This window comes from Pseudomonas sp. MYb60 (genome assembly GCF_002979555.1).
In the GTDB taxonomy this organism is placed as follows: domain Bacteria; phylum Pseudomonadota; class Gammaproteobacteria; order Pseudomonadales; family Pseudomonadaceae; genus Aquipseudomonas.
Genome location: NZ_PCOZ01000013.1, coordinates 99,348 through 120,716, shown reverse-complemented (window position 1 = coordinate 120,716; position 21,369 = coordinate 99,348). Strand labels below are relative to the sequence as shown.

The 21,369-nt window shown below is 58.3% G+C and carries 16 protein-coding genes and 1 tRNA gene; 14 read left to right on the top strand and 3 right to left on the bottom strand.

The genetic code is table 11. From position 1 onward, the window contains the following. Positions 1-74: 74 nt before the first annotated feature. A complete protein-coding gene (locus CQ041_RS20270; protein WP_308701363.1) occupies positions 75-1,316 on the bottom strand; it encodes an FAD-dependent oxidoreductase in 1,242 nt (413 codons plus the stop codon). Between the two features lie 462 nt (positions 1,317-1,778). Here CQ041_RS20270 and CQ041_RS20260 point away from each other — a divergent pair, with 462 nt between their 5' ends. The 5 genes from CQ041_RS20260 to CQ041_RS20230 all read left to right on the top strand — a co-directional run bounded on the left by CQ041_RS20260 (position 1,779) and on the right by CQ041_RS20230 (position 10,604). Further along, complete coding sequence (locus CQ041_RS20260; RefSeq protein WP_105525198.1) at positions 1,779-2,123, top strand: FKBP-type peptidyl-prolyl cis-trans isomerase; 345 nt, start codon at positions 1,779-1,781, stop codon at positions 2,121-2,123. 609 nt (positions 2,124-2,732) lie between these two features. Further along, positions 2,733-5,438, top strand: coding sequence for a magnesium-translocating P-type ATPase (mgtA, locus tag CQ041_RS20245; RefSeq protein ID WP_105525199.1), 2,706 nt, complete (start codon positions 2,733-2,735; stop codon positions 5,436-5,438). 361 nt (positions 5,439-5,799) lie between these two features. After that, on the top strand, positions 5,800-6,429 hold the full coding sequence (locus tag CQ041_RS20240; protein WP_105525200.1) for a response regulator transcription factor: 630 nt from the start codon (positions 5,800-5,802) through the stop codon (positions 6,427-6,429). Position 6,430: 1 nt separating this feature from the next. After that, the gene (locus CQ041_RS20235; RefSeq protein WP_105525201.1) at positions 6,431-10,048 is read left to right on the top strand and encodes a transporter substrate-binding domain-containing protein; all 3,618 of its coding nucleotides are present in this window, start codon (positions 6,431-6,433) and stop codon (positions 10,046-10,048) included. Between the two features lie 133 nt (positions 10,049-10,181). Next, entirely contained in the window at positions 10,182-10,604 is a 423-nt protein-coding gene (locus CQ041_RS20230) for a chemotaxis protein CheY (RefSeq protein ID WP_105525202.1), read from the top strand. Here the strand turns inward: CQ041_RS20230 and dkgB are convergent. Together dkgB and CQ041_RS20220 are read right to left on the bottom strand one after the other, a co-directional pair. Continuing rightward, a complete protein-coding gene (gene dkgB, locus CQ041_RS20225; RefSeq protein WP_105525203.1) occupies positions 10,601-11,419 on the bottom strand; it encodes a 2,5-didehydrogluconate reductase DkgB in 819 nt (272 codons plus the stop codon). The two genes, CQ041_RS20230 and dkgB, sit on opposite strands and share 4 nt — an antisense overlap. Positions 11,420-11,576: 157 nt before the next feature. Beyond that, on the bottom strand, positions 11,577-12,668 hold the full coding sequence (locus tag CQ041_RS20220; RefSeq protein WP_105525204.1) for a 3-deoxy-7-phosphoheptulonate synthase: 1,092 nt from the start codon (positions 12,666-12,668) through the stop codon (positions 11,577-11,579). Positions 12,669-13,361: 693 nt separating this feature from the next. Between CQ041_RS20220 and CQ041_RS20215 the strand changes: the two genes are divergently transcribed. From CQ041_RS20215 to tssC, 9 genes are all read left to right on the top strand, one after another. Continuing rightward, positions 13,362-13,802 carry a GNAT family N-acetyltransferase gene (locus CQ041_RS20215; RefSeq protein ID WP_105525205.1) on the top strand — a complete coding sequence of 147 codons (441 nt, stop codon included), beginning with the start codon at positions 13,362-13,364 and terminating at the stop codon, positions 13,800-13,802. 95 nt (positions 13,803-13,897) lie between these two features. Further along, positions 13,898-14,263, top strand: a complete 366-nt coding sequence (locus CQ041_RS20210) for a helix-turn-helix domain-containing protein (protein WP_105525206.1) — start codon at positions 13,898-13,900, stop codon at positions 14,261-14,263. A gap of 148 nt (positions 14,264-14,411) precedes the next feature. Beyond that, positions 14,412-15,053 carry a UvrY/SirA/GacA family response regulator transcription factor gene (gene uvrY / locus CQ041_RS20205; RefSeq protein WP_105525207.1) on the top strand — a complete coding sequence of 214 codons (642 nt, stop codon included), beginning with the start codon at positions 14,412-14,414 and terminating at the stop codon, positions 15,051-15,053. A gap of 1 nt (position 15,054) precedes the next feature. Then, complete coding sequence (gene uvrC, locus CQ041_RS20200; RefSeq protein WP_105525208.1) at positions 15,055-16,878, top strand: excinuclease ABC subunit UvrC; 1,824 nt, start codon at positions 15,055-15,057, stop codon at positions 16,876-16,878. A 32-nt stretch (positions 16,879-16,910) separates the two neighbouring features. Continuing rightward, complete coding sequence (gene pgsA / locus CQ041_RS20195) at positions 16,911-17,471, top strand: CDP-diacylglycerol--glycerol-3-phosphate 3-phosphatidyltransferase (RefSeq protein ID WP_105525209.1); 561 nt, start codon at positions 16,911-16,913, stop codon at positions 17,469-17,471. Positions 17,472-17,531: 60 nt separating this feature from the next. Further along, a tRNA-Gly gene (locus tag CQ041_RS20190) sits at positions 17,532-17,607 on the top strand. 230 nt (positions 17,608-17,837) lie between these two features. Further along, positions 17,838-18,926, top strand: coding sequence for an integrase arm-type DNA-binding domain-containing protein (locus tag CQ041_RS20185; protein WP_105524213.1), 1,089 nt, complete (start codon positions 17,838-17,840; stop codon positions 18,924-18,926). Between the two features lie 367 nt (positions 18,927-19,293). After that, positions 19,294-19,797: a type VI secretion system contractile sheath small subunit gene (tssB, locus tag CQ041_RS20180; RefSeq protein ID WP_105524212.1), complete on the top strand. Its 504-nt coding sequence runs from the start codon at positions 19,294-19,296 to the stop codon at positions 19,795-19,797. A gap of 33 nt (positions 19,798-19,830) precedes the next feature. Then, on the top strand, positions 19,831-21,369 hold the full coding sequence (gene tssC / locus CQ041_RS20175) for a type VI secretion system contractile sheath large subunit (RefSeq protein ID WP_105524211.1): 1,539 nt from the start codon (positions 19,831-19,833) through the stop codon (positions 21,367-21,369).

The window sequence follows — 21,369 nt, the reverse complement described above, 5'->3', positions numbered from 1 at the left end:
TCGCTGGTTGCTCATGGCACCTCCTAATGGGCCTCATTTTAAGGCTTGGAGGTGTCTACGAAACTAGGGGCGATTCAGAATTCTTTTTTGGAGTTTTCTTTTTGTGTGACGTTCCAGTCGAAATAGACCCGTAGTTTCCCGTTTTTTAGCTTTTTGATTTTTGTCACTGCACAATTGGTCATGAAGCCTGAATGAAATTTTAGTAGGTGCTCGTATAGAGACTCATGTGTGTCGTCGGGTTTGATGAAGAGTAAGGATTCGGCCAGAGATCCAAGGCCTATGTAGTTTGGTTTGTTGAATGCAAGGCCTCTCGAATCCAAGGTTTCGGGATGATCCAGGTAAGGCGACTCCATCGGTGCGCCGTCCGAGTCTACACGCCCGTGGATCAATTGCAGGTGACTGCTGAATCCAAATATAGCCGTCCGCAGAGGGTAAAGCGAACATACATCATAGAATGCTCCCCAACTGCCATCACCGATACCGATAGAGTAGAAAACAGCGGATTCTTGTGCAGTCATACCCATGCCGCCGAAGTTTCCGGCGTCACTAGGGTGCCAGTTATCGATGCGAGGCATTTTTACCAAGTCGCGAAAGGAAATACTTTCATATTTTTTAACTATCGAATGCCACATGTCCTCCCAGCCTTCAGAACCGTAATGTTCGGAGACAATCAACGTCATGCGCTCGGCGAAGGATTTCCATTTTGCGAAAACATTGCCCAGTGTTTGACCTGGAGGTGGCGTTTTTCCATCAGTGTTTTTCCAGATAAGCATGGTGGGTTCAGAGCTACCATCTATGCTTCCTTCTCGAAGAAATATACCTGTGGATCGGACCGCAGGGCTGCCTGGATTGGGGAAGTCTGTGTGGCGCAATTCGAATTCGTTGGCGTAATAGGCCATGAGTGAACGTCCCTCTTTAGGCGGCTCGTCTGATGTGTTGAAGAACGGCATTCTCATTGCGCCCATCTCAAAAGGCGGTCTGCCAACGGTCCTGGTATTATTATTCCCAAGAGCAGTAAGGTGCCTGCCGCCAATACGCGTCGACTTTTCAATTAACGTAATATCTTTGAAGCCGCACCGGTGAAGTTCACGTGCCGTTGTTAAGCCTGTAATGCCAGCGCCAATAACGCATATTTTATGGTGGGGTTTAGTAGCCTGGGCAATTCCGTTGACCTGCTCAACGAGAGCGCGGTAGTCAAAACACAAGTCAGGTGGGTTAGGGAACCTGGCTGCCCATTTGTTCTTGTTGGATCGCTTTTTTCGATGAGGGTGTTGGGTGGTATCTGCGGGGTAATTAAAGTTGGAGCCGATGGTCATTCTGATATTCCCAGTTCAGAGTTAATGGACTCTGAGCAGGATGAATGCGAGTGCTACGCGCCATAAATAGGTTGGGTTTGGGTTTTAGCAAAGGAATTTCGCATTTTTTCGTAGGGGTAGTGGAGTCGACTGAAAGTGTGGAGCATGCCCCCCCATACCCTGAACGACACTGTATTAGATCGGCATGCATGCACTCCAGCGTCCGATCCATCCTCACACCGGCCATGCCCACCAGATGCATGACCGACAGCACCAACGTGCGTGAAGTACCCTCCAGTTGATCCCTTGCTGTTTGCGCCGCAACGGCGGAAAAACTTGATTTGAGCGGCGCAAGCGATTGGGATTCTCTCGGAAACGTCCTGCGAGTTAAAGGGCAAGGTCATCGCAACGACTCTTCCTGCACTTGCCAAATCTACCCGATTCTGGGAAAACCCCACCCTTTGTACCATCAGCGAGCGCCCCATGAACCCCGAAGAACTCCAAATCACCGACATCCGCCCCGGCACCGGCAAAGCCGTGGTCAAAGGCGCGCTGATCACCACGCAATACACCGGCACCCTGGAAGACGGCACAGTGTTCGATTCGTCCTGGGAGCGGGGCAAGCCGTTCCAGTGCGTGATCGGTACTGGGCGTGTGATCAAGGGCTGGGACCAAGGCTTGATGGGCATGCAGGTGGGCGGTGTGCGTAGCGTGTTCGTACCGGCGCATCTGGCTTATGGCGAGCGGTCGATGGGCGCGCATATCAAGCCCAACAGCAACCTGCATTTTGAGATTGAGTTACTGGAAGTGCTGACGCGGGACGATTGAGGGCGGGTAACGGCGCAGGGTGTCGATTCAGGTCAAGGCGCTGGCGGGTGGGCGGGTTGAAGATTACTTGAGGGTGGTGGCGAGAGATCGCCCGGGCACGGTATAGCAACGGATATACGCTAACCCTGGTGGTGCCAGGCAAGCCAGCTCCCGCTTTTGATCTTCTGCGTATCCAGGAAAAGGGCTTCCTGAACCCTTCCTGAAGAATCCTCTTATTCCCCACCGGGATACTTTCCTGCGGTTTACTCTCCGGAAGTCGGGGCGTAAGCTTCGCGCGTTTTCATCAATAGCGGAGACCCTCAGTGGGTACTTGTTCGAGTGACAGTAGTCGGCCGGTTTCGGTAACCGGCACAGGCTTGGCAAGGTAACGCGCATTTTTTCGATGCCGTTGTCTCGCCACTAATAGCGAGAAGCGGCATCCCGGTAGTGGCCAGTCCTGGCACCTGCCCGAATCCCTCTCATCGACGCTGACCAGCACCTGGGTAACCCCGGGATGCTACGGACGCGCCTGCCTTTTCGGCAGGCGGGCCAACCTGGCTGTGCCTAAAAAACGGGCGCGGTGCAGACGGTCGTACCTGCCCGAAGGTTTCCTCGCGCAGGAGTAACACCATGAACTTCACTCTGCTCAAAGAGTTCTTTGCCGGCTTCCTGCGGACCCGGCACATCGCCCGGCATTTCCGCCGACTGGCGATGCTTGAAACCGTGACCGACGCCAGCGTCAGCCGCGAAGTCCCGCCGACCCTGGCGCACACCCTGGTGGTCTCGGCCAGCAGCAGTTCGGTGCAATTGCTCGGCACCCTGGGCAGCCATTCCGAGGGTTTGACGACTCAGGAAGCCGACGCCCTGCGCATGCAGCACGGTCTCAATGAAGTCGAGCACGAGCAGCCCCTGCCGTGGTGGGTGCACCTGTGGCATTGCTATAAGAACCCGTTCAACCTGCTGCTGACCCTGCTGGCGGTAGTCTCCTGGCTGACCGAAGATCTGAAGGCCGCCACGGTGATTTTCTCCATGGTGGTGCTCTCGACCCTGCTGCGCTTCTGGCAGGAGACCAAGTCCAACCAGGCCGCCGATGCGCTGAAGGCGATGGTCAGCAACACCGCCACCGTGCTGCGTCGCGATGGCACCCAGCGCATCGAGTTGCCGATCAGGCAACTGGTGCCGGGCGACCTCATTGTGCTGTCCGCCGGTGACATGATCCCCGCCGACTGCCGTGTCCTGAGTGCCAAGGATCTGTTCGTCAGCCAGTCGGCAATGACCGGTGAGTCGCTGCCGGTGGAGAAGTTCGCCCAGCAGCAGGACACCGCCAGCCGTAACCCGCTCGACCTGGAAAACATCCTGTTCATGGGCACCAACGTGGTGTCGGGCGCGGCGACGGCGGTGATCCTGACCACCGGCAACAACACCTATTTTGGCGCCCTGGCGCAGCGGGTGACCGCCACGGACCGCGCGACCACCTCATTCCAGCAGGGGGTCAACAAGGTCAGTTGGCTGTTGATTCGCTTCATGTTCGTGATGGCGCCGCTGGTGCTGTTCATCAACGGCTTCACCAAGGGCGACTGGACCGAGGCTCTGCTGTTCGCGCTGTCGATCGCTGTGGGCCTGACCCCGGAAATGCTGCCGATGATCGTCACGTCGACATTGGCCAAGGGCGCGGTGTTCCTGTCGCGCAAGAAGGTGATCGTCAAGCGCCTGGACGCGATCCAGAACTTCGGCGCCATGGACGTGCTGTGCACCGACAAGACCGGCACCCTGACCCAGGACAAGATTTTCCTGGCGCGCCATGTGGATGTGTGGGGCGCAGAGTCCGACGACGTATTGGAAATGGCATACCTCAATAGCTTCTACCAGACCGGCCTGAAAAACCTGCTGGACGTCGCAGTGCTGGAGCATGTGGAGGTGCACCGCGAGCTGAAAGTCGGCACCGCGTTCCATAAGGTCGACGAGGTCCCGTTCGACTTCAACCGCCGGCGCATGTCAGTGGTGGTCGCCGAAGCAGGCCGGCCGCATCTGCTGATTTGCAAGGGGGCTGTGGAGGAAATCCTCTCGGTGTGCAACACCGTACGTCACGGTGACACCCTCGAGCCGCTGACCGAAGCGTTGCTGGCAGGTATTCGCCAGGTGACGGCCGCGTTCAACGAAGAAGGCCTGCGGGTGGTGGCCGTGGCGGCGCAACCGATGGCGCCTGGGCGTGACACCTACAGCCTGGCGGATGAACACAACCTCACGCTGATCGGCTACGTCGCTTTCCTTGATCCGCCCAAGGAGAGCACAGCTCCGGCGCTGCAGGCGTTGAAGGCCCATGGCGTGGCGGTCAAAGTGCTGACCGGCGACAACGAACGCGTCACTGCCAAGATCTGTCGCGAAGTGGGCCTGGAGCAACAAGGGCTGCTGATGGGCAACGACATCGAGGACATGACCGACGCCGAGCTGGCCAAGGCTGTGGAAACCACCAATGTTTTTGCCAAGCTGACGCCGTCCCATAAAGAACGCATCGTGCGGTTGCTCAAGGCCAATGGGCATGTGGTGGGCTTCATGGGCGACGGTATCAACGACGCCCCGGCGCTGCGCACCGCGGACATCGGTATTTCGGTGGACAGCGCGGTGGATATTGCCAAGGAAGCCGCCGACATCATCTTGCTGGAAAAAAGCCTGATGATCCTGGAGGAGGGCGTGCTCGAAGGTCGGCGCACCTTCGCCAACATGCTCAAGTACATCAAGATGACCGCCAGCTCCAACTTCGGCAATGTGTTCTCGGTGCTGGTTGCCAGCGCCTTCATCCCGTTCCTGCCGATGCTGCCGATGCATCTGCTGGTGCAGAACCTGCTGTATGACATTTCCCAGATCGCGATCCCGTTCGACAACGTCGACGACGAAATGCTGGCCAAGCCACAACGCTGGCAGCCGGGGGATGTGGGGCGTTTCATGCTGTTTTTCGGGCCGATCAGTTCGATTTTCGACATCACCACGTTTGCCCTCATGTGGTACGTGTTCGACGCCAATACCCCAGACCACCAGACCCTGTTCCAATCCGGTTGGTTTGTGGTGGGGTTGCTGACCCAGACGCTGATCGTGCACATGATTCGCACACCGAAAATCCCATTCCTGCAAAGCCGTGCGGCGATGCCGTTGCTGGTCATGACGGGTGTGATCATGGCGGTGGGCATTTTCCTGCCCATGGGCCCGCTGGCGCATTACTTCAAATTGCAGGCGTTGCCTTCGCTGTACTTCGTGTTCTTGCCAATGATCCTGCTCGCCTACATGGCACTGACCCAGGCGGTGAAGGGCTACTACATCCGCACGTTCGGCTGGCAGTGAACCGTCTAGCCAGCACCGCACACCTTTCAGCCTCGGTGCAGGCTGACGGGTGCTGGCGGTCAATACGCGGCCGCGATCAATTCTGCGGAAATCTGGCTACGCTTTAACTGAGGAAAAGTCCTACAACCATTCGGGAGGATCCCTTCATTTGAAAAAACACGGCGTTGTTAAGGTTGCGCGCTTGTGCCTGCTTGGTACTTCGGGCTCGGCGTTAAGTAGTCACCGTGTTTTTCAAGAGGAGGGGCTTTGACTGCCTGAAGAGTGAAGGGGTAATCAGCACCGTTTGTCGGAACTGTTACTTTTCACAGGTAGAAAGGTCCCGAGTGATATGTAAGCGTACTGACCCTATCAGGGGAGCCTTATGAGCAACAAAGCGTTAGTTGTGGACGATCACCCTTTTATACGCGCCACCGTTATTTACCTCCTCAGAAAGGAGGGCTTCACCGACATTTTTGAGGCAGGCAACGGTGCCGATGCCATGCAAATTGCACGCGAGGAGCGTCCGGATCTGGTCATCCTCGACCTGGCGATGCCCAAACTGGGCGGGCTGGAGGTGATCAGCAGGATTACGGCCTTGGGGCTGCCGTGCAAGATCCTGGTGCTGACGTCGTACCTTGCCGTGTTTTTTTCCTCGCGGTGCATGCGCGCCGGTGCCAAGGGGTTTGTGGCCAAGACCGGCGAACTCGACGAGTTGCAAAAGGCGATCAAGGCTGTGATGTCCAACTACAGCTGCTTCCCCAGCCTTCCCTACAGTTCGGTTCGCCGTGATGATCTGCAGTCTACCGAGAAGGACATGGTCGAAGAGTTGTCGGACCGTGAATTGACCGTGCTGCAAAAGCTGGCCCTGGGCCTGGGCAACAAGGAAATTGCGGAAGATATGCTACTGAGTCACAAGACCATCAGTACGTATAAGACGCGATTAAAGGAGAAACTGCGGATGTCGTCGGTCGTGCACCTGTCCAAATTCGCCCAGCGCAATCATCTGATCTGACATGGCCGCGCGCCGGTTGCTGGCATTCATGGTCATCCTGCTGATGGGGTTGTCGTCCCTGGCGGCGATGGCCCTGGATGAGCCGCACCGACTGCGGCTGTTGGGTCACTCAACCGTTGAAAACCTCAACGTACACCTTCAAGAGGCCGACTGGCGCTGGCTGCGGGAGCGGCGAACCTTGGTGATGGGGGTTTCGGCGCCCGATTACGCGCCGTTTGACTTGACCAACAACAATGATGAACTTGAGGGTATCTCTGCCGATTACGCAGCGATGATCGCTCAAGTATTGCACGTCACGATCGAGGTGCGTCGCTTCGACACCCGTGATGAAGTGATCGAAGCGCTCAAGGTGGGCGCGCTGGATTTCGTCGCGTCGGCGAATGGTTACGAAGCGGCGGACCCCCAGTTGGTGCTGTCCCGATCCTATGCCAATGATCAACCTGTGCTGGTCACCCGTGCCGGCGACAGCCATTCGTTGAGCGCCGACCTGGCCGGCAAGCGCGTGGCGATGCTCTACCACTACATGCAGCCTGGCGTCGTCCAGGCCTTCTATCCTCAGGCGCAGTTGCAATTGTTTGCCTCGACCTTCGAAGCGATCGGTGCCGTGGCATTCGGCCTGGCGGATGTCTACCTGGGTGACGCCATCAGTACCCCTTACCTGATCAATAAGAACCACCTTAATAATGTCCGCATGGCGGACTTTTCGGCGCTGGAGGTCAACCCGTTCGGCTTCGCATTCACGCGGGACAATACCCGCCTGCGCACGATCTTCGACGCCACATTGGCTGCGATTCCGGCCGACCGTCAGATGGAGATCCTGCGTCGCTGGAGTGCCGGCGGCAGCGGTTTTCTGGAAGCCGAGCGGCTGCGCTTGAGTGACAGCGAGCAGCGCTGGCTGGAGAAGCACCCCAGGGTGAAAGTGGCGGTGCTCGACAAATTCGTGCCGCTGTCCTACTTCAACGAGCAAAATCAATTCGAGGGCTTGAGCGCCGAAGTGCTGTCGCGGATCAGTCTGCGCACCGGGCTGAAGTTCGAGGTGGAGCGGGGCAGTTCGCTGCCCCGGCACATCGAGGATGCCGAGGCTGGTCGGGTGGACATGCTGGCGGTCATCACGCCCAGTGTCGAGCGCTCCGAGAAGCTGCGCTTCACCCGGCCCTACTTGTCCAACCCTTATGTGCTGGTGGTGGCCTCCGATGATAAGCGCTTGCTCACGGCCGAAGATCTGCCTGGCAAGCGCGTCGCGTTCATCCGCGGCAACAGCCTGGCCGCGCAAATGGCCCTTGATTATCCCGGCATCGAGTTTGTGGACGTGGAGAACCCCGAGCACGCCATGGAGCTGGTTGCCAGTGGCCGTGTGGATGCGACAGTCGTTTCACTGATTAGCGCGCGTTACATGATCACGCGCAATTTTCGGGAGCGCCTGCGCATCACCAGTACGATCGGTACGGAGCCGGCACGGATCACGTTTGGCGTCAATCGCAGCCAACTGGAGCTGTATTCGATCCTCGATAAGGCTCTGTTGAGCATTTCGCCTGAGGAAATGGATGAGCTGACCAATCATTGGCGCAGCGAAATCATCCTCGAAGACAGCTACTGGATCCGCCATCGCAACGCGATCATCCAGGGCTTTGGCGTGGCTGCGCTGTTGCTGCTCATCACCCTGGGGTGGGTACTCTATTTGCGTAACCTGATCCGCAAGCGCGCGCAGGCGGAGCGAGCCTTGAGTGATCAGATGCGTTTCATGAGCGTGTTGATCGACGGTACACCTCACCCGATCTACGTGCGTGACCGTCAGGGCCGGTTGATGGCGTGCAACAATGCCTACCTCAACGTATTCGGCTTCAAGCTTGAGGATGTGATCGGCAAGACCGTGGTGGAAACCGACACGGGCAACCCCCCGCAGGCCCAGTCGTTCCACGCCGATTACTTGCACTTGATGGCGCGCGGTGAGCCGCAGATTCATGATCGCGTCCTCAAGGTCCCCAATGGCGATGTCCGGACCATTTACCAATGGATGCTGCCTTACCGCGATGGCGACGAAAAAGTCGTCGGCATGATCGCTGGCTGGGTCGATGTCAGCGAGCGCCAGCGTTTGCTTGGCCAGCTGCAGGAGGCCAAGGAGGAGGCCGATGCCGCCAACCGGGCCAAGACCACCTTTCTTGCGACAATGAGCCATGAAATCCGAACGCCGATGAACGCAGTGATCGGCATGATCGAACTGGCCCTGAAGAACGCAGAGCAGGGGCGTGCCGATCGGGATGCGCTGGAAGTGGCGTCGGTAGCGTCCCGGGGCATGCTGGAGTTGATCGGCGATATTCTCGATATCGCGCGCATTGAGTCCGGGCACCTGTCCCTGACCCTTGAGCCGGCCAACCTGCATGAGTTGCTGGTGTCCGTGGCGCGGGTGTTCGAGGGATTGGCGCGGGACAAGGGGTTGGCCTTGCGCGTGGTACTCGACGCCGGCACAGACAATACGGTCCTGATCGACCCGCTGCGTTTCAAGCAAGTGGTCTCCAATTTACTCGGCAACGCCATCAAGTTTACTCACGCCGGGCAGGTGTGCCTGGGGGCGCACTGTGCACCCGCGTCCGGTGGTAATGAGTTGGACCTGCGGTTGTGGGTGGAAGATACCGGTATTGGCATCAGTGCCGAGGATCAACGTCGATTGTTCAATCCGTTTATCCAGGGTAGCAACCATGAGCAATCTGCCCGCAGCGGGTCAGGCCTGGGATTGGTGATCAGCCGGAACCTGTGCGAGATGATGGGCGGTCAGTTGCACTTGAGCAGTGTACTGGGCAAGGGGACGCGGGTGGATGTGACGTTGGCGCTGGCGGTGAGCGCGGCGGTACCGGTGGCCTCAATCGCTGCGCCGCTTCCTGCCGTGCGCGCGCTGAACATTCTGGTGGTGGACGATTACCCGGCCAACCGCCTGCTGTTGTCGCGGCAATTGGGCTTCCTCGGGCATAGCATTGTCACGGCCGAAGACGGCCTCCAGGGCCTTGCGTTGTGGCAGGCCGGGCATTTCGATGGGGTGATCACTGACTGTAATATGCCCGGCAAAAACGGTTATGAACTGGCGCGGGCGATCCGTGCCCACGAACAGCAGCGCGGGTTGGAGCGCTGCCTGTTGCTTGGATTTACCGCCAACGCGCAACCGGAAGAAGCCGAGCGCTGCCGGCAAGCAGGCATGGACGCCTGCCTGTTCAAACCCACGGGGCTTGAAGATTTGCGCCTGGCGCTGGCGCCTCACACGGCACTGGCGGTTGTGGATGAGCCTGGACCGGTCTTCGACCTGAGCGCGCTGGTCGCCTTGACCGGAGACGATGCCTGCGCGCTGGATGAGCTGCTCAAGCCCTTGCTCGGTAGCCTTGAAGAAGATCGTGTGTTGTTACCCGAGCTGCAACGTCAGGGCGATTTTGCACAGCTGCACGACCTGGCCCATCGCGTCAAAGGGGGGGCGAGGATGGTCAGGGCCTCTGTGCTGATCGACGGGTGCGAAGCGTTGGAAGGCGTGTGTGAACGTCGAGACAGCCTTGCATTGGGCGATGCGGTTGAAACCGTCGGCGCTGCCATCAACGGCTTGCATCATGCCTTGAGCCATTACGGCAATAGGCGTTGACTGACGTGACGGCCGTTGGGTCAATTTGGGATAACTCCTACGCTGAAGGGGAACAAGGCTGATTTTGTCCGCCGGATATGTCTGGAAAATGGGCAGCGCTCACTGACGAGCGTTGACTGTCCAGGGGTTTGCCATGCCGAACAAAGCACTGACCATCCTGATTGCCGATGAACTGCACCTGCAACGGTTGTACATCGAGAAAATGCTCAACCAGCTGGGGTACTACCGTATCGTCCCGGTCCAGACCTTCGATGAAGTCCAGCGGCTCACGGCCCGCCCGGCAACACCCTTTGACGTACTGATCATCAATGCCGGGCTCGCGGTGCAAGCCTGCGAGCCACAAGCCCAGGCGCGCCATGTGCTGGTCTATGACCATCTGGACCTGGGCGCAGCCAGCGGCACGTCGCCGGCGGTATTGGTGCGGCTGCCGGGCGTTCCGGACAACGTCAACCTGGAACATTTCATGGACATCATCGACCCGCCCGAGGCCGCAGCTGGCCTGCGGGTATTGCCCTGGTTGCGGGAGTTATCCCGCACACCGGTGGCAGGGGTCTAGTCCCACTGCGGCGCAATGCCTTTTGGGCTGGTCAAGCGAAGGCCGCGTTCCAGGCCGGCGATCCGGGCCATGTCCTCGGCACTCAAGGTCAGTTGCAGGGCCTTGAGGTTGCTCTCCAGGTTGGCGCGTTTGGTTGAAGAGGGGATCACGGCGAAACCTTGCTGCAGGGCCCAGGCCAGGGTGACCTGCGCCGCTGTGGCCTGGTGACTCTCGGCGATCTGCTGGATCACGGGATCCTTGAGCACTTCGCCGTAGGCCAGGGTCATGTACGAGGTGGTCTGGATACCGTGGGCGCTGGCGAACTCCACGACCTTGCGGTTCTGCAGGTACGGGTGCAATTCGACCTGGTTGGTGGCGATATGCTCGGCGCCAACCGCGGCGATGGCTTGCTTCATCAGGTCGATGGTGAAGTTGGAAATGCCGATCTGGCGTGTCAGGCCTTGGCGCTTGGCTTCCAGCAATTGCTCCATGAATTCGGCAACGGGCACCTTGTCTTCCGGGGATGGCCAGTGAATCAAGGTGAGGTCCAGGTAATCGGTCTTCAGTTTGCGCAGGCTTTCCTTGAGGCTGGGGATCAACTGGCCTTCGGCAAAATGGGCGATCCAGATCTTGCTGGTAATGAACAGCTCATCACGTGGAATGCCGCTGTCGGCAATCGCCTGACCTACCTCTGTTTCGTTCTCGTAGACCTGCGCGGTGTCGATGACGCGGTAGCCCAATTCCAGGCCATTGCTGACCGAATCGATCACCACCTTGCCCTGCAAGCGGAACGTGCCGAGGCCAAAGGCCGGAATGGTGTGCGTAGGGGTAGACATCAGTAACTCCGAAAGGGCGTGTGAACAGTGGAGTCGAGTATCCCCGTGGCGTTCCTTCGGAAAAACCGCCGATTCGAGAAAGGTCTTTTTACCCCGCGTCACGAATCGTCGACGACAAACTGTAGGAGGGAGCCTCCCACAGTCTGGTCTTCATCGATCAGATGGGGGCGTTGCTCGCGCGCAACCGCTCGGCCGCACTGCGCAACAAGTGCTCGGTACTTTCCCAACCCAGGCAACCATCGGTCACCGACACACCGTATTTCATCGAGGCGCTCAACGGCTGGCAGCCTTCGAACAGATGGCTTTCCAGCATCATGCCGATCAGCGACGTGTCGCCTTGCAGGCGCTGCTCCAACACCTCGTTGAACACCGCCGGTTGACGCAGCGGGTCCTTGCCACTGTTGGCATGGCTGCAATCGACCATGATGCGCGCCGCGACCTTGGACTTGGCCAGATCGTGCTTCACCTGGGCGACACTCTGCGCATCGTAGTTCGGTCCACGGTGACCGCCGCGCAATACCATGTGGGTATCGGGGTTGCCCGGGGTCTGGATGATCGCCGGATGACCCTGGCTGTCGACGCCGAAGTGGCGGTGCGGATGGGACGCCGAGCGCATGGCGTCACAGGCGATCGCGACGCCACCGTCGGTGCCATTCTTGAAGCCCACGGGCATGCCCAGGCCACTGGCCATTTCGCGGTGGATCTGCGACTCGGTGGTGCGTGCGCCAATCGCAACCCAGCTGAGCACGTCATCAAAGTACCCGGCGGCCATCGGCTGCAGCAGTTCCGTGGCGACTGGCAGACCCAGGCGCAGCATCTCGCGCATCAGTTCACGGGACAGGGTGAGGCCGGCGGCCATGTCATCACTGCCATCCAAGTGCGGGTCGTAGGCCAGGCCTTTCCAGCCGATGGTGGTGCGTGGTTTTTCGACGTAGGCACGGATCACCAGCAACATCTGGTCGCTGACTTCCAGCGCCAGCTTCTTCAGGTTGCGTGCGTATTCCATGGCCGATTCGGGGTCATGGATCGAGCACGGGCCGACAATCACCAGCAAGCGGGAGTCGTCACCGTTGAGGATAGCGCGCACGGCTTGGCGATGGGCATGCACTTGTTCGTTGAGGAACGGGCTGAGAGGCAATTGCTGCTTGAGCTCAAGGGCGCTGGGCAGGCGCTGGGAGAGTGCTTCGTTGGCGCAGGTGAGGGCGCTGTTCAGGGCGGAGCGGGGCAAAACGGCGGTGGCAGAGTTCATGTTCTGGGCTTCCTGGGCAGGCGGCGGGTTGTTCCCGCGCGCGGCCCTACTGGGGTGTTCGACAATTGGCCGTATCGGCTACGTGTGTTGGCTTGCCACCAAGAGGTGACCGATCGGAGGCGGCAGGCTGTCCCGAGCGGAGCTTGCTAAATCGCCATGCAGTGCAAGTGTCGTAGCGGTAATAGGTGGCGTAGTTCATGTCGTGTGTCCTTTAAGTAGTCTTCGAAAAATTCAAGGGCCTGAAAAACAAAACCCCCGGTCGGGGAGCCGACCGGGGGTTAGATTTCTCTGGCAGGCGACCCCTTGAGTAGTGGGCGCCGATTTCAGGTATCAGGCGCGCCAGTGGCTAAACCAATACCCAAAATAAAAGCATGCCTGTGCGCTCGAACCGTTCACACGGGTAGCCGACACCGAGCGCGGGGCGCTGGCAGCAGGGCAGACCTGAGTGTGGGTGAGTTGCAACATGGCGTGTCTCCAAATGATGGAGGGAGCTTACTAGAGGCATGCGGCTGGATTCAATCAGTAATTTCTATGGCGTGCAGGCACTGATGGCTATTGCCGAGATATGCTGAACATACTTTGATACTGATTTGCCAGGACGCGATCATGACTGCCTTGCCCCTTGTTGTTGCGCAACCCCTTTTCATCACCGCGGGTGTCGGTATTCGGTCTTGCGCACGGGTGCTCATCTAAATGACGTTTCACCTGCGCGCAGCGACGGACCAAGACCTGCCATTCGCCCGGAACCTGACCCATGACGCCATGACCCCCTATTACAAGGAGTACGGCTTGTGGTGGTCCGGCGACGGCTTCGACATAGCCTGGGCGGGCCGTGAAAACTGGCTGATCTGCGACGACGACCATGTGATGGGGTTCATCAGCCTGAGCCGCGACAGCCGGGCGTTGTATATCCGCGAGCTGCATCTGCTGGAGCGCTATCGCAAGCAGGGTGCGGGCAGTTGGGTGCTTGAAAGCATGGCCGTCAAGGCGCGGGCGCTGGGGTTGTTGCGCTTGACCGTGTTCAAGACCAACCCGGCACGCCGGCTGTATCAGCGTTCGGGGCTGAGCATCGTCGGGGAGGAGGACTGTTTCTGGCGCATGGAGCGCGAGTGTCCGGCAGCGCTGGGGGAGTAGCGCAAGCACATCGAGCGCACAAGCGTATGCTGCTGTGTGCAAATGGGATCAGCGCGCCCCCTCTTGGGGTGTGCCAAAAAGGATCATGGATCCAAATGAGTGGAATCGGCGCGCGTTTAAGGCAGGAAAGAGAACGTCTTGGCCTGTCACAGAAAATGTTTGGTGAAATCGGCGGTGTTGAAGCCAATGCCCAAGGCAAGTATGAGGGTGGGGCGCGAGCGCCCAAGGCCGATTACTTGTCACGCGTCGCCGGGCGAGGCGTGGATGTATTGTACGTGCTGACGGGTAATCGCACGCCACTCCAACTGGAAAACCTGAACCGGCTGGAAGAAAAGCTCCTTGAGCACTTTCGGGCCCTGTTCAAGGAAGATCAGGACGCTATCCGTCGGTTGACCGCTACGCTGGCCGAGTGCGCCACGTCGCAGAACGGCAAGCCCAAGTCGATCCTTCCAAAGGCCTGAACCGACCCTTGCCCATGCTTGAGCCGGTCGTCTGGCAGGTTTTGGGGGCGCGAAGTGTCTATCTATATGACGCTTGCAACTAGGTCTGCGCCGCTGTTTTTTGCTAAGGTGTCCGGCAACCTATAAGACCATTTCGCGAGGTGTCTGCTTGATTAGGGTGCTAGTAGTCGATGATCATGATCTCGTTCGTACAGGCATTACACGAATGCTGGCTGACATCGATGGCCTGCAAGTGGTCGGCCAGGCTGAGTCCGGGGAAGAATCCCTGGTCAAGGCGCGGGAACTGAAACCCGATGTGGTGCTGATGGACGTCAAGATGCCCGGCATCGGCGGCCTGGGCGCCACCACCAAGTTGCTGCGCAGTCACCCGGACATCAAGGTCGTGGCGGTCACCGTGTGCGAGGAAGACCCGTTTCCGACCCGTCTTCTGCAGGCTGGCGCGGCGGGTTACCTGACCAAGGGCGCCGGCTTGGCCGAAATGGTCCAGGCCATTCGCCTGGTGTTTGCGGGTCAGCGGTATATCAGCCCGCAGATTGCCCAGCAGTTGGCGATCAAATCCTTCCAGCCCACCAGCGAGTCGCCGTTTGATGTGTTGTCGGAGCGGGAAATCCAGATTGCGCTGATGATTGTCGGTTGCCAGAAGGTCCAGACGATTTCCGACAAGCTGTGCCTGTCGCCCAAGACCGTCAACACTTACCGCTATCGCATTTTCGAGAAGCTCGCCATCAGCAGTGATGTTGAATTGACCCTGCTCGCGGTGCGCCATGGCATGGTGGACGCCAGCGCCTGACATGACCACATCGTTTGATCCAAGCGCCTTTCTCTCGACCTGCAGTGGACGCCCCGGCGTGTACCGCATGTTCGACAACGAGGCGCGCCTGCTTTATGTGGGTAAAGCCAAGAACCTGAAGAACCGTCTGGCGAGCTATTTTCGCAAGAGCGGCCTTGCGCCCAAGACGGCCGCACTCGTTGCGCGGATCGCCCAGGTTGAAACCACCATCACCGCGAACGAGACCGAGGCACTGCTGCTTGAGCAGACGCTGATCAAGGAATGGCGCCCGCCCTATAACATCCTGCTGCGTGATGATAAATCCTACCCTTACGTATTCTTGTCCGACGGCCATTTCCCACGCCTTAGCATCCACCGTGGCGCAAAGAAGCAGAAGGGCAAGTATTTCGGGCCTTATCCCAGTGCGGGCGCCATCCGGGAAAGCCTGAGCCTGTTGCAAAAAACCTTTTTTGTGCGCCAGTGCGAAGACAGCTTCTACAAGAACCGCACCCGGCCGTGCCTGCAGTACCAGATCAAACGCTGCAAAGCCCCCTGTGTTGGCCTGGTCGATGCGGCCGAGTATGCCGAAGATGTACGGCATTCGGTGATGTTCCTCGAGGGGCGCAGCAATGCGCTCACCGACGAGCTGTCCAGCGCCATGGAGCAGGCGGCCAGCACCCTGGACTTCGAACGCGCCGCCGAACTGCGTGACCAGATTTCCTTGCTGCGCCGCGTGCAGGACCAGCAGAGCATGGAAGGCGGCACTGGCGACGTCGACGTAATCGCCGCGTTCGTCAACCCGGGTGGCGCCTGCGTGCATTTGATCAGCGTGCGGGGAGGGCGTGTGCTGGGCAGCAAGAACTTCTTCCCGCAAACCGGTATCGACGAAGATGTGTCGGAAGTCATGGCCGCGTTCCTTGGCCAATACTACGTCAGCAGCCCGGAGCGCGACCTGCCTTCGGAATTGATCGTCAACGTCGTCCACGAAGATTTCCCCACGTTGATCGAGGCGATCCACGGGCTGCGCGGCCGCGAACTCGATATCAGTCATCGGGTACGAGGCACCCGCGCGCGCTGGCAGCAACTGGCCGTGACCAACGCCGAGCAGGCCTTGAGTGCACGCCTGGCCAATCGACAGCACGTCGCCGCACGCTTCGACGCCTTGGCCGAGGTGCTCAACCTGGACGAGCCACCGCAGCGTCTGGAGTGCTACGACATCAGTCACTCCAGCGGCGAGGCCACGGTGGCGTCCTGCGTGGTGTTCGGCCCGGAAGGCCCGATCAAAGCCGACTACCGGCGCTACAACATTGAAGGCGTGACCGCCGGCGATGACTACGCCGCGATGCATCAGGCGCTCACGCGCCGCTTCAGCAAGCTGAAGGACGGGGAGGGCAAGTTACCCGATATCCTCCTGGTGGACGGCGGCAAGGGCCAGTTGTCCATGGCCCGCGACGTACTCAACGAACTGGCGGTACCGGACTTGATTCTGCTCGGCGTGGCCAAAGGTGCCACGCGTAAAGCCGGTTTCGAGACGTTGTACTTGAATGATGCGGCCCATGAGTTCACCTTGAAAGGCGACTCACCCGCCCTGCATTTGATTCAACAGATCCGCGACGAAGCTCACCGTTTCGCCATTACCGGCCACCGCGCACGGCGTGGCAAAACCCGGCGAACCTCAACCCTGGAAGGGGTGGCGGGGGTCGGGCCGACACGGCGTCGCGACTTGCTTAAACATTTTGGTGGCTTGCAGGAGCTGTCCCGTGCCAGCATTGACGAGATCGCCAAAGCACCCGGTATCAGTAAAAAGCTCGCTGAGTTGATTTATGCAAACCTGCACAGCGAATAGAATGCCTTTCCACCTCGTAGCCAGTTGTGCCGATGAATATCCCTAATCTGATCACCGTTCTACGCGTCCTGCTCATTCCGATTTTCATTCTGTTGTTCTATTTGCCGTACGAATGGAGCTATGCCGCCTCCAGCTCGGTGTTTGCCTTCGCCGCCGCCACTGACTGGCTGGACGGCTACCTGGCCCGCCGCCTGGAGCAGAGCACGCCCTTCGGTGCGTTCCTGGACCCGGTGGCCGACAAGCTGATGGTGGCCGTTGCGCTGGTCCTGCTGGTTCAGGAACACGGCAACTTGTGGCTGACCCTGCCGGCGGCGGTCATCATCGGCCGCGAAATCGTCGTCTCGGCGCTGCGCGAGTGGATGGCCGAGATCGGCGCCCGTGCCCACGTGGCCGTGTCCAACCTGGGCAAATGGAAAACCGCTGCGCAAATGCTCGCGCTGGTGATCCTACTGGCCAACCCGTCGGACTTTTCCTTCTGGGTCCTCACCGGCTACGCCTTACTGCTGATCGCAGCCGGCCTGACGCTGTGGTCCATGCTTCAGTATCTGCGCGCAGCCTGGCCTCATCTGCGCACCACCGTGGAAAAGAAATAAAACTTTTTTGAATCAAGGGGTTGACGGGTTCTGAGATTCCGATAGAATGCGCATCACCAAGCGGGAATAGCTCAGTTGGTAGAGCACGACCTTGCCAAGGTCGGGGTCGCGAGTTCGAGTCTCGTTTCCCGCTCCAATTATAGATCTACAGAGTTTCATTGAGTTCTGTAAGTCATTGAAAATAGACGCTTAGGCGTCTTTTTTCGTTCCAGTTCGATCTGCCGAAAACCACCCTCAGCCGTGAATTTTAAGTACATTTTTAATGTACATAGAGTCCGGGTGGCGGGCACAGCGGTTTTTGAGTAGAGCGCCCCGGTGCGGCATCGATATACATCTCCTCGACCCTACGAGACGGGAGATGTACTCATGGCCTTGACCGATACTGCCGTTCGCCAGGCGAAACCTTACGGTAAGAACTACGCCCTCAAAGACTCGGGTGGGCTTGCGACATTCGTAGGCCCCAGGGGTGCCAAGCAATGGCACTTCCGCTTCTACTGGTTGGGCAAGCAGGCGCGCATTTCTTTCGGTGTTTACCCGGCAGTCAGCCTCAAAGAGGCGCGCACGGCCCGTGACGAGGCGCGCGCGCTGGTCGCCCAGGGCATCGATCCGCGCGCCAACCGCCGTGAAGCGCGGCTGGCCGCCAGTGCTTCGACCGAGAACTCGATTCGTAGCGTTTTCAAAGACTGGCGCGCGTTCAGGGCATTGAGCCTGAACGCGGGACGCCAAAGCGCCTTGTCGCAGATAGATCGTCACTTCGACAAAGACATCCTGCCCAAACCCAAAGTCCGCCACAATCCTCATCTGCGGATGGACGAACTCCCCTTATTCCTGCACAAGCTGCGCAGCTGCGGTGGCCACCCCAATACGGTGCCGGGTATCCGCTTCCCGTTGCTGACCGGAGTGCGCACGGGCGAGTTGCGCGCGGCCAAGCCTGAGCAGTTCGATCTGGAGCGAGGGTTGTGGATCATCCCGGCCGAGGGGGTCAAGCAATTGCAGGTGCGTGAGCGTCAGGAAAGCGAGGAGATCCCGCCTTACATTGTGCCGCTGTCCCGGCCAGCCGTTGAAATCATCAAAGGCTTGTTGGCGGCCAAGTTGCCGGCACAATCCTTCTTGCTGCCCCATCGTAGCAAGCCGCGGGAAAGCATCAGCGAGAACACGCTCAACAATACGCTCAAGCGCATGGGGTACGAGGCGCAACTGACGGGGCGGGGCCGCGGAGATGTGCCGAGGGCGGTACGCAGTGAGGCAATGAACGAGGTATTTGGCATGATTTTGGCCCTTCATGAGATGAATGGAGACGTGGCCTTCTTGCCCAGAATATCCAAATACATAACGTTTATCGTGGAAATGGGCTCGTTATTTTTCGCGATTGCGAGGTTTTTCGGAACGCACTATCGGAAGTGGCTGGCAGAGGTGTTCAAGCAGTCTTTCGATGGCGGTAAAAAAGACACGTGATTGAGGGGTGCGATCCCGTCAATCCAAGCTTCATCAGGGTGGAGAGAGGAATTTGGCCAAGGGGGCTGGCGTCAAGGGCGGTTCATTCCAGGCAGTAGGCGAAAATGGGGTGTCTGTGGGAAATCTCGCCAATTCGTTATCGAAAGTTCCCTCTCGTGCTTTGGGGGCTGGTCAAGGTTGATTGAGATACTTCATTGTAATGAGGAAGGAAATAAGTGCACGGTATGTAGCACTTTGACCTCATGAAATGGAATTTATGTACTGTGGTCGGTGAGTATGCTGGCGAGTCGGCTAGAGGTATAGGTTCCAGTCTTGCTTTATTTACGGCAGCAACTGCTGTTGAAAAAGTGTCTGGAGGGGAGGGGTCATGGCTTCAAATAGTTTTCAGAATGAAGTGCCCAAGGCGCGAGTCAATATCAAGCTTGATTTGCATACTGGTGGTGCTCAGAAGAAAGTCGAGTTGCCGCTCAAGTTGATGGTCATGGGTGATTACAGCAATGGCAAGGAGCAACGCCCGCTCTCTGAGCGAGGCAAGGTCGACATCAATAAAAACAACTTCGACAGTGTTCTGGGCGAGTTTTCGCCTAGCCTGAAACTCGCAGTCGATAACACATTGGCCGGCGATGCATCTGACACCTCCGTCGAGTTGAATTTCCAGAGCATGAAGGACTTCGAGCCCGAGCAGGTAGCGCGGCAGATTCCGCAACTGCGGGCCTTATTGGCCATGCGCAACCTGTTGCGTGACCTCAAATCGAACCTGTTGGATAACGTGACCTTTCGTCATGAGCTGGAGCGCATCCTTAAGGATGACGCACTTAGTGATGAGCTTCGCGCCGAGTTGGCTGCTTTGGCGCCCAAAGAAGAACGTTAATTCATATCGGTAGTTTTAAAAGGAAGTTCCATCATGCCTGCAGAAAATTCCAACGTGCAATCGCGCGGTGCTACAGTGTTGCCTGAAGAAAACAATGGTGTGTATGCCACTCTGTTTAACAAGATCAACTTAAGTCCAGTTGCTGAGTTGGGAGGTATCGAGGTTTTCCAGAACTCTGAGGCGCTGTCTGAGGTCTCGGCCGATGAGCGGGTAACGGCCGCCGTGAGTGTCTTTTTAAAGTTGCTTAAGCAATCTCCGCAAAAAGTCGAGCGGTTGGACAAGATTCTGCTGGACGAGCATATCGCTTTGTTGGATATGCAGATCAGTCGCCAACTTGACGTGGTCATGCACCATCCTGACTTTCAACGCGTCGAGTCAACGTGGCGTGGCGTGAAATCGCTGATCGACCAGACAGACTTCCGTCAGAACGTTCGTATAGAGCTATTGGATATCAGCAAGGACCACTTGGTGCAGGATTTCGAGGATGCTCCGGAAATCGCCCAGAGTGGCTTGTATCTGCATACCTATACCCAGGAATACGATACCCCAGGGGGTGAGCCGATTGCCTCGGCCATCTCCAACTACGAATTTGACCGGAGTCCTCAGGACATTGCCTTGCTGCGCAATATTTCAAAAGTAGCCGCCGCTGCGCATATGCCGTTTGTGGGTTCCGTAGGTCCGGCTTTCTTTGGCAAAGACTCCATGGAAGATGTAGCCGCGATCAAAGACATCGGCAACTACTTTGACCGTGCCGAATACATCAAGTGGAAGGCATTCCGTGACAGTGATGATGCACGCTACATCGGCCTGGTCATGCCACGCGTTCTGGGTCGGCTGCCTTATGGGCCTGACACCGTTCCCGTACGCAGCTTCAATTACATCGAAAGCGTAAAAGGGCCGGATCACGACAAGTACCTGTGGACCAATGCGTCCTTTGCCTTTGCCGCCAACATGGTCAAGAGCTTCGTCACCAACGGCTGGTGCGTGCAGATTCGTGGGCCGCAATCGGGTGGTGCCGTCACGGAGTTGCCGATCCATCTGTACGACTTGGGCACCGGCAATCAGGTCAAGATCCCTTCCGAAGTGATGATCCCGGAAACGCGCGAGTTCGAATTTGCCAACCTCGGTTTCATTCCGCTTTCGTACTACAAGAACCGCGACTATGCATGCTTCTTCTCAGCCAATTCTGCGCAAAAGCCTGCGTTGTATGACACGGCCGACGCCACCGCCAACAGCCGCATCAACGCGCGCCTGCCTTACATCTTCCTGCTGTCCCGCATAGCCCACTACCTGAAGCTGATCCAGCGCGAAAACATCGGGACCACCAAGGACCGTCGTCTGCTGGAACTTGAGCTGAACAAATGGATCGGCGGGTTGGTGACCGAAATGACTGATCCGGGCGATGACCTGCAAGCTTCGCACCCACTGCGAGATGCGAAGGTCACGGTTGAAGATATCGAGGACAACCCCGGCTTCTTCCGCGTCAAGTTGTATGCCGTGCCGCACTTCCAGGTCGAGGGCATGGATGTGAACCTGTCGCTGGTTTCGCAGATGCCCAAGGCCAAAGCCTGA